12 protein-coding genes are annotated in these 14,663 nt (G+C 73.0%); all 12 read right to left on the bottom strand.

Translation table 11 applies throughout. The features are described from left to right. Nucleotides 1-7: 7 nt before the first annotated feature. Complete coding sequence (locus VLK66_RS07095; RefSeq protein ID WP_325308685.1) at nucleotides 8-385, bottom strand: hypothetical protein; 378 nt, start codon at nucleotides 383-385, stop codon at nucleotides 8-10. An 8-nt stretch (nucleotides 386-393) separates the two neighbouring features. Next, entirely contained in the window at nucleotides 394-984 is a 591-nt protein-coding gene (locus VLK66_RS07090; RefSeq protein ID WP_325308684.1) for a hypothetical protein, read from the bottom strand. 64 nt (nucleotides 985-1,048) lie between these two features. Continuing rightward, nucleotides 1,049-1,585: a hypothetical protein gene (locus VLK66_RS07085; RefSeq protein WP_325308683.1), complete on the bottom strand. Its 537-nt coding sequence runs from the start codon at nucleotides 1,583-1,585 to the stop codon at nucleotides 1,049-1,051. A 65-nt stretch (nucleotides 1,586-1,650) separates the two neighbouring features. After that, nucleotides 1,651-2,775: a type VI secretion system baseplate subunit TssG gene (gene tssG / locus VLK66_RS07080; RefSeq protein ID WP_325308682.1), complete on the bottom strand. Its 1,125-nt coding sequence runs from the start codon at nucleotides 2,773-2,775 to the stop codon at nucleotides 1,651-1,653. A gap of 125 nt (nucleotides 2,776-2,900) precedes the next feature. Continuing rightward, the gene (tssF, locus tag VLK66_RS07075; protein ID WP_325308681.1) at nucleotides 2,901-4,688 is read right to left on the bottom strand and encodes a type VI secretion system baseplate subunit TssF; all 1,788 of its coding nucleotides are present in this window, start codon (nucleotides 4,686-4,688) and stop codon (nucleotides 2,901-2,903) included. A 409-nt stretch (nucleotides 4,689-5,097) separates the two neighbouring features. Beyond that, nucleotides 5,098-5,559: a type VI secretion system baseplate subunit TssE gene (gene tssE, locus VLK66_RS07070; protein WP_325308680.1), complete on the bottom strand. Its 462-nt coding sequence runs from the start codon at nucleotides 5,557-5,559 to the stop codon at nucleotides 5,098-5,100. A gap of 1 nt (nucleotide 5,560) precedes the next feature. Next, the gene (locus VLK66_RS07065) at nucleotides 5,561-6,031 is read right to left on the bottom strand and encodes a type VI secretion system tube protein Hcp (protein ID WP_325308679.1); all 471 of its coding nucleotides are present in this window, start codon (nucleotides 6,029-6,031) and stop codon (nucleotides 5,561-5,563) included. 179 nt (nucleotides 6,032-6,210) lie between these two features. Next, nucleotides 6,211-7,689 carry a type VI secretion system contractile sheath large subunit gene (gene tssC / locus VLK66_RS07060; RefSeq protein WP_325308678.1) on the bottom strand — a complete coding sequence of 493 codons (1,479 nt, stop codon included), beginning with the start codon at nucleotides 7,687-7,689 and terminating at the stop codon, nucleotides 6,211-6,213. Nucleotides 7,690-7,735: 46 nt separating this feature from the next. Then, entirely contained in the window at nucleotides 7,736-8,242 is a 507-nt protein-coding gene (tssB, locus tag VLK66_RS07055) for a type VI secretion system contractile sheath small subunit (protein ID WP_325308677.1), read from the bottom strand. 114 nt (nucleotides 8,243-8,356) lie between these two features. Continuing rightward, complete coding sequence (tssA, locus tag VLK66_RS07050) at nucleotides 8,357-9,568, bottom strand: type VI secretion system protein TssA (RefSeq protein WP_325308676.1); 1,212 nt, start codon at nucleotides 9,566-9,568, stop codon at nucleotides 8,357-8,359. Then, on the bottom strand, nucleotides 9,565-13,857 hold the full coding sequence (locus VLK66_RS07045) for a type VI secretion protein IcmF/TssM N-terminal domain-containing protein (protein ID WP_325308675.1): 4,293 nt from the start codon (nucleotides 13,855-13,857) through the stop codon (nucleotides 9,565-9,567). Before VLK66_RS07045 ends, tssA begins: the two co-directional genes overlap by 4 nt. Continuing rightward, nucleotides 13,854-14,663, bottom strand: a complete 810-nt coding sequence (locus VLK66_RS07040) for a DotU family type IV/VI secretion system protein (protein ID WP_325308674.1) — start codon at nucleotides 14,661-14,663, stop codon at nucleotides 13,854-13,856. The genes VLK66_RS07045 and VLK66_RS07040 overlap by 4 nt, the downstream gene beginning before the upstream one ends.

Here is a 14,663-nt window from a genome sequence, read left to right as displayed (position 1 = left end):
GAGCGGTCTACCCTTCCGCCGGACCGCTCCACCCCGCGCCCGCGCCCCGGCGGATGCAATCCGCCAGCCGCGCCAGCTTGGCGTCGGCGTCGAGCCGCGGATCGGCCAGCACCGCGTGCGCCCACGCGAAGGCCGGCGGGTGCGGGAAGCGGTAGCCGAAGCGCACGCGCAGGTGCGCGAACGTCGTCATGGCGTCGCGCCCGGTGAGCCCCGCGCCGCGGGCCGTTCGCAGGCCGTCCACCAGGTCGTCCAGGAGTTCGGCGTCGGAAACCCCGGCGCAGCGCGAGGGCCAGGCGCGGCGCAGCCCGGGGAGGAGGGCGCGAGCGAAGCGCTCGAGCGCGGCCGCCTCGATGCGCGCGGCCTGCTCGTCGCGGATGGTCAGCATTCCGTGCCTCAGGCGAAGAGCAGGTTCTGCCCGTGCAGGTACGTCCACGCCTCCGACGTGTCGTAGTTCGGCTTCACCGCCGGCATGTGCCCACGGATGTCGGCCACGGTGATCAGCGCGCGCCCCACCCGACCGCGGATCGCGCTCCAGCTGCGCAGGATCAGCACGAAGTGGCGATAGTGGAAGCTCTGCCGGCCGGTGACGGCGCGGTTCACCGCGAAGCGCACCACCATGAACCGGGCCGCCTCGGAGATCACGAAGATCAGCAGCTTGAGGTACTTCTCCTTCTGGGTGGTGTTCACCGTGGCCCACGTGGCCGAGTCGATGATGGCGTCGCGGATCTCGCCGCGCGACACGGTGTCGGGCGCGGCCATGTCGTTGTAGTTCTCGGACGAGAGCGCATGCCACGCGGTGGCCACCGTGTTGCGGAAGGCGACGATGTACAGGTCGGCGTTGCGCACCTGGAACTCCGCCGAGTCCTGCGCGTCCAGCCGGATGGCCACCGAGGTGGTTCCGCCGGTGCCCACCTTCTTCAGCAGCGTGTCGAGCAGGTGCCCGTAGTCCGACGGGCGGCCGATGTCCACCAGGATGTCCGGCAATGGTTCCTCCACGTGTTCGTTGGGGCCCGGCGGCTTTGGCGCCGGGCGGTGTCGTTCCGCGGTGTCAGTTGCTGGCGCCCGGGGTGAAGAAGGAGACGCTGGGCGTTTTCCACTGGGCCGCGCCGTTGTTGTCCTGCGCCGCGTACTCGACCACGCGGAAGGTTACGTCGGGGCGCAGCTTCTTGAAGACGGCCTTCACCTGCACCAGCGTGTTCTTCAGGCAGCTGCTGCAGCAGTCGCGCTCGGTGGCCAGGGTGATGACCGCCGCGCCGCTCACCATCTGCAGGTTGTCGAAGATCAGGTTGTAGAAGAGCTTGGGCTCGGTGTGGTTGCGGTGGTTCACGTCGGTCTGCGAGATCCACGTGGGCTCGGGAACCACGGGCGCCACCTCGAGCACCGCCTGCTGGTTGCGCGTGAACGCCGAGTTGGCCGAGGTGGCGTAGTATACGTCGGGCTGCAGGTGCGTGTTGTGGTAGTCGACCACCACGATGCAGGCGTTGTGGTCCAGCGGCACGTACGTCTTCTTGTTGCGCGCGAGATGGTTGATCTGCTCGCGGAAGGTTTTCAGCTCCAGGGTCACGTCGTCTACGGGCGTTGGCATCTCTCCCTCCGTGAAGATGAACGCGGGCTCGCCCCGCGCACGATCGGGCGGAAGCTCCGCCCCCGTCACTCCCCGCCCACCAGCCGGAACACGGCGATCTCGCGCGGCGCGGGCGCGTCCGGCACCGTCTCCCCTTCGTCCAGCACCAGCTGCCGGTCGTCGGCGGCGAAGTCCGCCGTCTTCAGCCAGCTGGTCCACCCCAGCCGCGAGCCGCCGCCCAGCGCCGCCGCGGGAACGGCGTCCCTGGCGACGACCAGGCGGAGGGTGAACTCCAGGTCCAGCCCCACCCAGAAGCGCACCAGCTCGCAGAGCGGGAGATACGCCGTCCCCGTCGGCAGGAAGTCGCGGAGGCGGGCGTCGTCCAGCGGCCCGATCTCCAGCTCGAAGGCGGCCTGCTGGTCCCACATGCGCGTGCCCAGCACCGCGTCGCGCCCCAGCCCGCGGCTCTTTCCCGTCACCCCGATGCGCGTGCAGTCGTCCGCCTCCAGCGCCACCCATCGGCCGCGCAGCTGGTGGCCGCGCACCCGCACGCCGAAGTAGTCCTCCAGCAGCGTCTCCAGCCCCCGCATGGACCGCGGGCGCTGGGAGAACAGGCCGGCGTAGGTCAGCAGCGCGCGGTCGGGGATCCCTCGGGCCTGCATCCGCCCGCGCAACCCGCGCGTCCCCAGTCCCACCAGCGCGAACAGCGCGTCGGCCACGCGCGTGGTCTCGGGGGCGCCGGTGGCCAGCGAGGGGCGGTGCTTCTTCCGCGCGGCGTACAGCAGCTCCACCAGGCGGTGGTTGAAGACGTCGAGGAAGGCGCGCGACGCCACGTCGCCGCGCGCGCTGCGCTCGATCACCAGCTCGGTCAGCGGGCGCGGAAGCGGGCCGGAGAGCCCCGCCAGCCCCATGAAGTCCACGGTGACGCGGAAGGGCCCGCCCTCTTCCTCCGGCTCCTGCACCGACGCCAGGTCCGACGCGGGGAAGCCGAGCGACACGCGCGAGCTGAAGCGCACCGCGGCGGACAGCTCGCTCCCCGCGATGGTGCGGTCGGGCGGCGTTTTGCCGCGCCCCCGCGCGGCCTCGGCGCGGCGGCGGTGGACGACCTCGAGCAGGCGCACCGCCTGCAGGAAGTCGAAGCGCGGCGCCTCGTCGGGGTCCAGCAGCCGCTCGGCCGCGGGACGGGTGGCCCCCCGGCGCTCGGTGGCCACCGTCAACGGTCCACCCGGGTGCGAGGAACGCTCACCCCCGGGCGGGTGGCGCGGCCGCGGGGCGACGCGGAGGTCGGCATGGGAAATCGGGGATGCGGGTTCGGCATCAGGGAAAGCGGCGCGAGCTACAGGACGGGCTGCTCGCCGGCGATCGGCGGCCAGCGCTTCCACTCGCCCTCGCGCTGGCGGCTGCGGATTACGGTCTGCGTGAACGAGTTGATGGAGGTGTACAGCGCCAGGAAGCGCGCCAGCACGGCCCCCATCAGGAAGCCGCTGCCGCCGGCGAAGCGCTCCTCGTCCAGCGTCAGCGACACCTCGGTGCCGCGGCACAGCCCCCGCCAGTCGCCCTCGCCCGCGCGGCGGACCACGCGCCGCGTGCGCATCTCCATAAGCCCGTCCACCTGCTGCCGCGCGGACGGGCTGCCGGCGCCGTACAGCGACAGGATCTCGCGCAGCGCGTTCAGCGCCGCCGGGCCGCCGTCCAGCAGCGAGAGGTGGTTCAGGGAAAGGGTGGAGACCAGGCGCCACATCGTCGCGCCGCCCAGCGGCGGGTCCTGCTGCTGCGTGGGCTGGTGCAGCACGCGGATGCGGTGCAGCGGCGCCTCTTCCTCGATCTGCAGCAGGTCGCCGGGCTGCAGCTGCTCGGCCAGGCGGCGGTTGGTGCAGAGCGTGTCGGCCCACACCGTGCGCTCGTCGGGGAGCGTGGGGTTGTGGTCGAGATCGACGAAGGCCACGTGCAGCTCGGTGCCCGGCAGGTCGCGGCGGCGGGTGGGCACGCGGCGCGTGTACCAGTAGGCGCGCTCGCGGCGGCCGTGGCGGAACGAGTAGAACGGCGCCAGCTCGCGCGACTCGGCCGCCCCCTCGTTGGTCGCCGTGACGCGGATCACGCTGTGGATCTCGGTGCTGTGCTCGCGCCGCGCGTCCGCGACGAGCCGGTACTCCGCCGTGCGATGGTCCGGGCGCAGCGGCTCGCTGGGCTTGCGGAAGAGGTTGATGACGGGCGTGCAGCCGAGGCGAAAGTTCTGCGCGCCCACGTTCAGCCACTCCGGCGGCTTGCGGTCCAGCAGCAGCACCAGGTCGCGCGTCGCGGCCGGCGGGCAGCGGTCGAGCCCCACCACGTCGAAGAAGAAGAACTTGCGCGGGAACGCGAAGTACTCCTGCACCAGGCGGTAGGCCGATTCGGCGTGCTTCGGGAAGGGCAGCACCTCTTCGTCGCGCCCGAAGCCGACCAGCCGCACCGCGTCGGCGCCCAGCTCCACCGGCTCGCCGTCGCCGCCGGGGACGATGAGCGCGCCCACCAGGTTGCCGAAGATCAGCTCGAAGAGCGTGGCCGCGCTGCGCATCTCGGCGTTGATGTAGAAGCGCAGGCGGTCCGGCTCGCACAGCGGGTCGCCGGGGTCGGTCAGGCGGATGCGCAGCACGGTGCGCACGTTTGCCGGCACGCGCAGCCGGTCGTGCGCCTCGAAGCCGGCGTAGTCGACGGAGAGCGGCCAGAGCGTGACCGGGTAGCAGGTGCGGAAGCGGCACGGCAGCCCCTGCGCCGTGTTGGCGAAGACGGGGGTGTGCTCCTTCAGCAGGTGCCCGGTGGTCAGCTTCCCCTGCAGCGGGTCCACCTCGAACGAGGCCACGCTGAGCGAGGGGATGGGCGACAGGAAGTGGGGATACAGGATGCCGAGCAGCGCCGCGGCGACCTCGGGGAACTCGTCGTCGATGGAGCGCTGGATGCGCGCGGTGAGGAACGCGAAGCTCTCGATGAGGCGCTCCACGTGCGGGTCCGGGCTCTCGTCCAGCCCCAGCTCCAGGCGCCGCGCCACCTTGGGGTAGCGGTGCGCGAACTCGGTTCCCGCCTCGCGCAGGTAGCCCAGCTCCGCCTGGTAGTAGGCCAGCAGCTCGTCCGCGTCGCGCGTGCTCATGCGTGTTGGGTTCCTGCGTGGTGGATGGACTGCGTAACTGCCAGACTGCTGTCTGCTGACTTCTCGACTGCTGGCTTCTGGACTGCTCGGCTGCGTAGCTGCTTCGGCTCCATCACTCCAAGCCGACGGTGCGCGAAGCCTCCCCCCGTGGGCCCTCCCCCCGCGGCTGGGGCCGCGTACCCCCTCCCGATGACGGGAGGGGTAACTTCGATGGCGGCGCGCGTGGCCCGAGCCAGCACCCACGCGCTTCCACACTTGGGTCGCGCCGATGTCATCACCGCGCCGCGGTGCTCGCCCAGCTACCTCTCCCGGTACGGGAGAGGTGGACGGCCTCGGCCGGCCGGAGAGGGCGCGATGCCGCGGGAACGAGCCGCCGCCCCTCCTCGCGATCAGCTCGTCGATCCCCGATCTACCTTCCCCCCACCCCCAGCCCCACGAAGCTCACCGGCTCCATCACGTCGCCGACCACGATCATGGCGTCGACGCGGACGGTGAGGCGGCGCTCCTCGTCCGGGCCGGCGGAGCGCTCGACCGCGACCGTCACCTGCTTCAGCCGCGGCTCGTACGCCGCCACGGCGCGGCGCACCTCCTCGGCGATCAGCTTGTGGGCGCCGGTGTCGCGCGTCTGCAGGTGGCCGAAGTCCGGCAGGCCGTACTCCAGCGTGGTGCGCTCGCGCGTTTCCAGCACCTCCGCCGCCAGCGCGCACCGGGTGTTCAGCAGGCGCTCCAGCTCGCGGCGCACGGAGACGCGAAGCTCCTGCGGGTCCAGCACGCGCGCGGGGTCCTGCTCGCCGCGCGACCGGTGGTCCATGTCCACCAGCCGCTCGAAGAGCAGGGCCCGCGCGCCGCGCAGGCGGCGGGCCTCGCGCACCTCAGAGCGTCTTGTTGGCGGTCACGTCCCAGCTGCCCGAGACGGTGCCCTTCTGGCCGCTCTCCTCGTTCTGCCCCGTGTAGTCCCACTTGATCGAGGCGTAGTTCAGGCTCAGGCTCTCCACCGGCTTGTCGCCGCCGCCGCCGCCCACGGAAACGGAGGAGATGAGCACGTCCTCGAGCGTGTACACGATCAGCGGCAGCACCTTGCCGCCGTCGTTGCGGCCGATGGTGATGGTGACCGCGGCGAGGTTCGTAGCCTCGCAGCACTTCTGGTTCAGCAGCGGCGTGGAGTTGTCCAGGTACTTGGTGATGTGGAAGTCCTGGTGGATGGGCCGGCCGCTGGTGCGCTCGGTGTTGGTGATGTCGCCGGTGATCTGCTGGCTCACGCCGTGGCTGTAGCTCAGCAGCTCGATCTGGTCGGCGTAGCCGTCGATCTGGCTGGTCCCCGGCACGCCTTCGATCTTCACCATGATTACGTCGGGCATAGCTCCCTCTCAGGCAATCGTTCGGGTTCAAGCATCCCCGCGGAAAAGTGCGGGAGTGCGGAAGTGCGTGAGTGCGCCTGCATCAGCCCGCGGGGCGCCGTCCGGTGTCGTACTTTCGTACTTTCGTACTCCGCCCGGAACGGCGTCTCCCCGCGCGCCGGGGCTTACGCCGCGGCCGGCGGCGGCAGCTCGGCCACCAGGCGGATGCTGGCGGTCAGCTCCTCGAGCTGGAAGTGCGGGCGCAGGAACACCGTGGCGTTGTAGGCGCCCGGCTTCCCCGGGATCTCGGTGACGTCCACCCGCGCCTCGCGCAGCGGGAAGCGCGCCTTGGCGCTCTGCGGCGCGTCGTCGTTCAGCAGCACGTACTCGGCGATCCAGTCGTTCAGGTACTTGGAGATCGACGACTTGCTGGAGAACGAGCCGATCTTGTCGCGCATCATCACCTTCAGGTAGTGCGCGAAGCGGCTGGCGGCCATCAGGTACGGCAGGGTGGCCGACAGGCGCGCGTTGGCGTTCGCCTGGTTGGTGCTGTACGCCTTGGGCTTCTGGGTCGTCGCCCCGCCGAAGAAGGCGGCGTAGTCCGTTCCCTTGCAGTGGCAGAGGGAGATGAAGCCCAGGTCGCTGAGCTCCTTCTCGCGCCGGTCGGTGATGGCGATCTCGGTGGGGCACTTCAGCGCCACGTCGCCCTCGTCGGTGCGGAAGGTGTGCGCCGGCAGCCCCTCCACCACGCCGCCGCCCTCCACGCCGCGGATGGCGGCCGTCCAGCCGTACTGCGCGAAGGCGGTGGTGATGCGCAGTCCCAGCGCCCACGCCGCGTTCCCCCACAGGTACTTGCCGTGGTCGCGGCCGTCCACGTCTTCCCTGAAGTTCAGCCCGTCGACCGGGAGCGTGTCGGGGCCGTAGGGAAGGCGGAGGAGGATGTGCGGGAGGACGAGCGTCACGTAGCGCGAGTCCTCGGTGTCGCGGAAGCTGCGCCACCCCACCAGCTCGGTGCTCTCGAAGAGCTTGGCCAGGTCGCGCGGCACCGCCAGCTCGGTGAAGCTGTCCATGTCGAACAGCCGCGCGCTGGCGCCGGCGATGAAGGGCGCGTGCGCGGCCGCGGCCACCTCGCTGACCTTGTTCAGGAAGGCGACGTCCTGCGGGTGGCGGCCGAACTCGAAGTCGCCCAGCAGCACCGAGTACGGGTTGCCGCCGAAGGTGCCGTACTCTTCCTCGTAGATCTTCTTGAACAGGTTGCTCTGGTCGAACTCGACGGCCTTGTCCAGGTCCTTCTGCAGCTCGTCGCGCGTCGCGTTCAGCACGCGCAGCTTCAGCTGGGTGCCGGTGTCGGTGCCCATGACCAGGTAGAACATCCCCCGCCAGGTGGCCTCGAGCTTCTGGAACTGGGCGTCGTGCAGGATGGCGTTCAGCTGCGCGCCGATGGTCTCGTCGATCTCGGCGATACGCTCCTGGATGGCGGCGGCCAGGTTCTCCTTCTTCTGGATGTGCTGGTCCAGCACCTGGGCGGCGTACTCGCCCACCAGCGAGCGGGCGATCTGCACCTGCACGGGGTCGCGCGCCATCCGTCCCTCGCGCACGATGCGGTCGAGGACGGTGACATCCTCGGTGGCGGCTCCGCCGGCCGCGGCTTCGGTCTCGGACATGATCTCGGTTCTCCGGTTCGAATGGGGGTCAGTCGGTGGATGCCGCTTACGCGGTGGCCTCGGCGGGCTCGCCGGCCGAAAGCTGCTTGATCTCCTTCAGCTCGTCGTCGCTGGCGGCCGAGAGCTGCTTCTCCAGCTCGTCGTTGCCGTCCAGCTTGGTCAGCAGGTCGCTGAGGCGCTGGCGCTGCTCGTACAGGCGGCGCAGCGACTCCACCTGCTGCACGATGGAAAGCGGGCCGAAGTCGTCGATGCTGCTGAAGCCCAGCTCCACCTGCAGGTTCCCCTCGCCGGTGATCCGGTTGGGCACCGAGAGCGCCAGGCGCGTCCCGGACTTGGCCATCACCTCGTTGATGTTGTCGCGGTCGACCTCCACGAACTTGCGCTTCTTCAGCGCCGGCAGCGGCTTCTCGGGGTGGCCCGACAGGTCCGCCATGATCCCCATGACCAGGGGCAGGCTCTTGCGCTGGACGGCGCCGCCGAGCTCCAGGTCGTACGTGATCTGGACGCGCGGGGGGCGGACGCGGTCGAGCTTGTGCTGGATGCTCTCCTTCATGGGGCTGCTCCTTTGGGGCAGGGCGGTAATGATCGCTTCCCCTCACGATGTTGAGGGTCGGCAGGGGGGACACCGGTGTGAAGGAACTGCCGGGCGGCTCTCGGGCCGCCCCCGTCAGCGCTTGGTCTCGTCCACGAGCCCCAGGAACACCCGGAGCGTCTTCAGGTCGTAGCCGTCGCGCAGGAACTCTTCGATCAGGTCGGCCAGGCTCTTGCCGCCCCACGCCACGGCGCGGCGCACCAGGTACGGGGTGGGCGAGTGCGGCTCGGTGCGCATCAGGTACTCGGCGGCCTCGCCCAGGCGGCGGTAGGCCTCTTCGCGGCTGTTCACCGGCCCGGCGGCGCGCGGCGCGAAGGCGGGCGGCGCGGGCACCAGCGCGGGTGCGTCCATCGGCTCCTCCGTGGGGGCTGCGGGTTCGGGCGCCGACGCCGCCCAGGCGGGAAGGCTGGGGACCGCCGCGGCGGCCTTGCGCGCCGTTTCCGACGCGGCCCAGGCGGGGAGCGCGGCCGACACGGCCTCCACCCGGCGCGCCTCGGCCTCGTCGGCGGCCCAGGCGGCCACCTGGCGCAGCGTCTCGAGCAGGCGGCCCAGCGTGGGGCCGTCCTTGCCCAGCCGCGCGTCCAGGATCTCCTGCAGCCGCGCCGCCGCCGCGTGCGCGCCCGCCGTGTCGGCCGCCAGCGCGCCGTAGAAGGCCGCGGGGGTGAGCGAGACCGAGGCGGCGAAGCGGGTGCGCGTGGGCCCCTCGGCCGCTTCCGGCGGCGGGTCGCCCCGCCGCGGCGTCGGCGCGGGCGCGCCCTCGGCCCTGGCCTCGCGGCGCAGCGCCTCCTGCAGGTCCGCCCAGTCGTAGCGCTCGCTGTCGGCCGTCTCCGGCGCGGTGATGGGGACCAGCGTCAGGAGGATGCTGAGCTTCTCGTTCACCCACACGAAGGGCGCGTTGCGGGCGTCGGCGTCGTCGGGCTCCAGCGGCGGGAAGAGCGATTCCCACTGCGCCTGGCACATGGCGGCCATCAGCGCCATCGCGTCGCGGGCGCCGCCGAAGCCGCGCTGGCGGATCCACGCCTCCATCAGCCACGCGGCCACCTGCAGGTCGCGCGAGCGCTTCTCCAGCACCTCCAGGCAGAGCGCGGCCACGCCGTTCCAGTCCGCGCGCTTCAGCTCCCGCGTCCACTGCCCCTGCGGCACGGTGGCGTCGTCCTCGCGGCGGGCCTCGCGGAGCTGGCCGTACACGGGGTCGTAGCGCAGCCACTCGCCCGCGGGCTTCTCGGCGGAGATCGGGCGGGTGAAGCGCTCGATGTCCATCCCCGTGGTCTCCATCACCGCGCTCATCGCCCCGCCTCCTTCCACCACCCCAGCAGCCGCGTCCACCAGCGCATCGCCGCCGACGGCGCGGTCCTCTGCCCCGCAACCGCGTCATCGGGAGATCGGGAGCGATCCATCCCCCCATCAGTCCACTTTGTCCTTCCGTTGGCCGATGCAACCATCTGGTCGCCGCCCCGGATCCCCCCCTGTCCCCTGTCCCCCGTCCCCTCTCCCCTGCCCCCGCGCAGCGCCGGCGCGTACGGCGGGAACGCCGGCAGCGCGCGCTCGGCGCCGGTCACGGGATCGCGCAGGCGGACGCGGACGAAGACGCGCGCGCGCTCGGGGGAAAGGGTGCTGTCCACCACGACGGGGACGGTGGGGATGGAAAGGGCGAGCATGTGGCGCTGGCGGGCCGGGGTGGAGCCCAGTTCGGCGCCGGTCGCGCCCAGGGTGGAGATGAGGCGCAGCAGCGCCCAGTCTCCCCCGAAGCTCCACGACACCTGGCGGTCGGCCACGCGCCCCGGCGCGGCCAGCCCGGTGGGGACCGGGCGCAGCGGGCTGTCCATGGCCCAGCGCACGCCCAGGCGGACGGCGTCGCCCGCGCGCCAGGGGGTGGCGGCGCCCACCGAGTCGCGCGCCGTCAGCCGGTCGCCGCCGACCTCCAGCCACCACTCGGCGATCTGCTCGCCGCCGCGCTCGCGGGCGCGGGCGGCGCGGAACTCGGCCATCACCACGAAGGCGGGCTGCCCGGTGGTGTCCGCGCCGAGAAGGGTGGCGAGGAACGGCCGCGCCGCATCGATCTCCTCCAGGAAGGCCGCGGCGTCGCTCCCGGGGCCGCCCACGCCCGCGGTGCCGCTGCGGACCAGCGAGTCGGCCCACGCCTGCTGGTCCAGCGCGCGGTAGAAGCGCCGCACCGCGTCCACGTCGGCGTCGCCGTTCCCCGCTCCCGGCGCGGCGAAGGGGAAGCGCCCGGCCAGCTCGGTCTGGAACTGCGCGCGCAGGCGGTTGTAGGCGCCGGCCACGCGCGTCGCGGCCACCGTGCGGCAGCGCGCGGCGAGCGGGTCGCGCAGCCGCTCGCGCAGCTGCCCGAACAGGTCCAGCACCGCGCGCCGCCGGCCGAGCGAGGCGTCGCATCCCCCCAGGTCCACGCCGTCCATCCCCGTGCGGATGAACTGCTCCAGCGCGACCAGCGAGTTCCCCGGCGTCTTGGCCGCGTAGCCGTCGAGCGCCTGCACCACGCCGCGCCAGCGCACCGCCGCCGCGGGGCCGTTCTGCCCGCGCACGCCGGTGTCGCGGTCGTAGGCGTCGAAGGCGGGCGACTCGAAGTCGGCCAGCAGCGGCGCGGCGATCCCCTGCGCCACCGCGGCCACGCGCGTGCGCTGCAGCGAGAGGTAGCCCTCCAGCTCCTCGGCGTCGGCCGCGCCGAAGGTCTGCGGCGCCAGCGGCTTCTGCCCGTTCCACCAGCTGAAGTCGGGGTCCAGCGGCGCGTACGGGCCGCTGTCGGCCAGCAGCTTCTCGGCGTCGGCCAGCAGCTCGGCGTCCTGGTCGACCAGGATGGAGGCCAGCTCGGTGTAGGGGCGGGTGAGGTGGAGCGAGTCGAACGCCGCCATCAGCCGCAGGATGCGGGTGGCCGCGGGGCGCAGCGCGTCGGCGCGGGTGCGCAGGTCGCGCTCGCGCGCCGGGAGGCCGAAGGGGCGCGCCGCGGGGACCCACGCCCGCGCACGCGCCACGGCCTGCGTCATCCGCGCCTCGAGCGCGACCGTCGCCAGGCCCTGGACGAGGTTGCGCGCGCCGGGATTCACGCCGTTCAGCCGGTCGCGGCTGTACGCCTGGTACTCGGCGAACATCCCCAGCGCGTCGTCGAGCGCGCGGACGTTCCACACCGCCCAGGTGGCGGCGGGCTGCGGGGCCAGGAGGGAGACGGGGCCGCCGGTGCCCATGAAGCTGCGCCCCTTCAGCGCGTCGAGCGCGGTGCGCAGCGCCAGCGCGGCGCCGCTCCCGCCGTCGTCGCCGAACGCGGCGGCGCTGTCGGGCGTTCCCGCCGCGGCCGAGTACACGTCGCCCAGCGTCTGCCGCGCGGACTGCAGCCTGGCGCTGCGGATGCCGGCGAAGCTGCTGGGGAACGCCCGCGCCAGCGTCTGCCCGCTGATGACCTCGCTGTTGGGGATGGCGCGCAGCAGCCGGGCGAGCTCCGGAGGGAGGCCGCCCGCGGGGTTCAGCCAGTCGCTGGTCACGTAGCCGCGCACCGAGTCCACGCGGCCCGCCATCCGCCGGTACTGATCCAGCGGCAGCTGCGCCGGCCCGGCGCCCTCGGCCGCGTTCACGTCGTCGCGCAGCCCGCGCACCTGGTCCAGCAGCCCGTCGTACGCCGCGCTCACCAGCGAGTCGGCGCGCGCCAGCGCCACGTCGGTGTGCGACGCACCGGTGATGGGGCGCGTCCCCGAGCGCCGCAGCGCCCCGGCGATCACCCCGCGGGGGTCGCTGTCGCCGCGCGCCTGGCGCTCGCCGAACACGTAGGCGGCCACGCTGTCCAGCATGCCCACGCTGCCGCTGTCCTGCCGTGCCAGGGTGTTGAAGCGGCGCACGTTGGCCGACAGCTCGCCCAGGTCGGCCAGGTAGCGCTGCACCGTGGCCCCGGTCACCGGAACGCCGCCCGACACGTCGCCCGACTGCAGGTCGATCAGCCGCACGTGGCCGGTGGGCGCCAGCCGCTCGGCGCGCTGCTCCAGCGAGTCGCGCATGGCGGGCAGGATCACGTCGCTGAAGGCGCCCGAGGCGGCGCGGGTCACGCGGCGGCGCACCGGGTCCACCCACGAGGTGGGGGCGAACCAGGACTTCAGCGGGCGCGGGTCGATGCGCGCCAGCTCGTCCATCAGGGGAAGGATGTCGGTCTGGCCGTCGCGCAGCCGCAGCGGGCGCACGCGCGCGGCCACGCCGTTCAGCAGGGTGGCGGTCTGGGCGTCGCGCCGCACGAGCCGCCCGTTGTCCAGCCAGAGCCCCAGCCCGCCGACCACCGTCAGCAGCACCATGGCCGCCTGCGCGGCCACCACGCGCCGGTCGCGCCCGAAGCGCCCGCCCGCCGCGCGCCGCGCCAGGTTGCGCTCGGCGAACACCTTCTCGCCCAGGAAGTCGCGCAGGAACACCGGCCGCGCCAGCTCGGGCTCGGCGGCCACGCCCGCGGAGTCGCTGACGCCGTCGGCGTCCTGGTCGTCGGCCGTCGGCAGCGTCGCGTCGCCCTGCGGCGAGTCGCCGGCGGCGGCGGCGGTCAGCGCGTCGGCCGGGTCGGCGCTCCCGGAGAAGTACAGGCCGCGGAAGGAGAACGACTCGTGGTACACGCTCTCGCGGAAGACCTCTTCCAGGAAGGCGCGGATCCCCGGCGCCAGCCCCTTCACCTCGCCCGGGAGCTGGAACACGCCGTCGGGGTCCGTGGCCTCGGACAGCAGCTCGGCCTGCGTGCCCAGCAGGTCGGCGTGCATCTCCTCGAGGGCCGCGTCCACCCACTCGGGGCGGAAGGCGGCGTCCACGTGCTGCGGGCTGGACCACCCGAACGCCTCCTCGCGCGCCTCGGCCGGGAGCTGCGCGGCCATGCTGGCGAAGCCGGGAAGGACGTCGCAGCGGGTGACGAGGAGATAGACGGGGATGCGGATCCCCAGCGTCTTCTGCATCTCCCTGAGCCGCCGCGAAACCACCTCGCCGCGGGCGGCGGCCTGCTCGCGTGCCGCCGGGCCGCGCAGCACCGGGGCGGGGAGGGTGAGGACCAGCCCGTCGAGGGGGCGCTGGCCGCGGTGCTCAGCCAGGAGGTGGAGGAAGTGGTTCCACCCTTCCTCGTAGGTGCTGCCGTCGGCGCGCAGGAACAGGTCGCCCTTCAGGTCCAGCGCCACGCCGCGGTCGTAGAACTCCCAGCGCAGCGGGTCGCGCGCCGAGGCCGGCTCGTTCCCCGGCGCCGCCTCGTCGTACGGGCGCTCCAGCCCGCACCCCAGCATCGCCGCCGTCTTCCCCGACCCGGGCTCGCCGGCCACCAGCACCCACGGCACATCGTAGCGCGCGTCGCGCCCGCGGATCTTGCGGAGTTGCGCGAGCCCGTCGCGGAACGAGCGGCGGAGCTTCAGGTGCAGCGCGTCCAGATCGACTTCCGGCACCGCCGCGGCGGCCGCGTCGCCCGTCGCCGCCCCGCCCTCGAACTCCGCGGCTTCGTGCGCGCGGCGGACCACCGAGGCGATCCACAGCAGGAGCGCGGCGACCAGCAGGACGGTGCCGGCCAGGAGGAAGGGAAGCGCGCCGCGGAGGCCGGGGGCCAGGAGGATGGCGAGGGTCATCTGGCCCTCCGCGCGGCGGTGACGGTCGACTCGGCCGCCATCACGCCGGCCGTGGCGGTGCGCGTCTGCGTGGTGGCGCCCACGAAGGCGCGGTGGCTGACGAAGAGGTAGAGGAGGAGGACGGCCGCCGCGGCCACGATCCACCGCCGCGCGTGCGGGAGGCGGATGGGCTGGCCCCCCGCCGCCGTGTGCTCGTACGCCTCGGGAAAGAGCCTGCGCTCGCCCTTCAGCACCGAGCGGTGCCCCGGGAACACGAAGGCGAAGGCGCGGCGCCGGTAGTCGGCGAGCACGGCGGCCGCATCGCGACCGCGGTGGCGCCCCTGGAAGCCCAGCGAGAGCGCCATCAGGTACACCCCGGCCACGGGGCGCTTCACCGCGTCCTGCTCGTGCAGCAGCGCGTCGAGCCGCCGGAAGAAGGTCTCGCCCCCCACGTGCGTGCCGAAGAGGCGCGTCTCCAGCAGGTTGGCCGCCCAGGTGTGGCGCCCTTCCCATTCCAGGTGGAGGAAGACCTCGTCGGCCAGCGTGGACATGACGTACTGTGCCTCGCGGTAGAACTCGGCGCCGGGCTCGCCGGAGCGGCGCCCGGCCTCCAGCGCCTGGCGTTCGAGGGTGGCCAGGAGAAGGTCGCTCACGCGCTGGGCGGCGCCCTGCCGCAGCGCCTCGTCGCGCTCGGGGCTGCTCCCCGACTGCGCGATTCCCCACGGGTTCGAGAGCACGCCGCGGCGCAGGCGGATGACCTGCGCGTAGAACTCGCGGAAGCACTGCAGGACGAAGGCGTCCTCGGTCTGCACGGCGGCGGCGGGCAT

The organism is Longimicrobium sp., from assembly GCF_035474595.1.
In the GTDB taxonomy this organism is placed as follows: domain Bacteria; phylum Gemmatimonadota; class Gemmatimonadetes; order Longimicrobiales; family Longimicrobiaceae; genus Longimicrobium.
The sequence above is the reverse complement of the archived record's forward strand: the minus strand, read 5'-3'. Positions and strand labels throughout refer to the sequence as shown.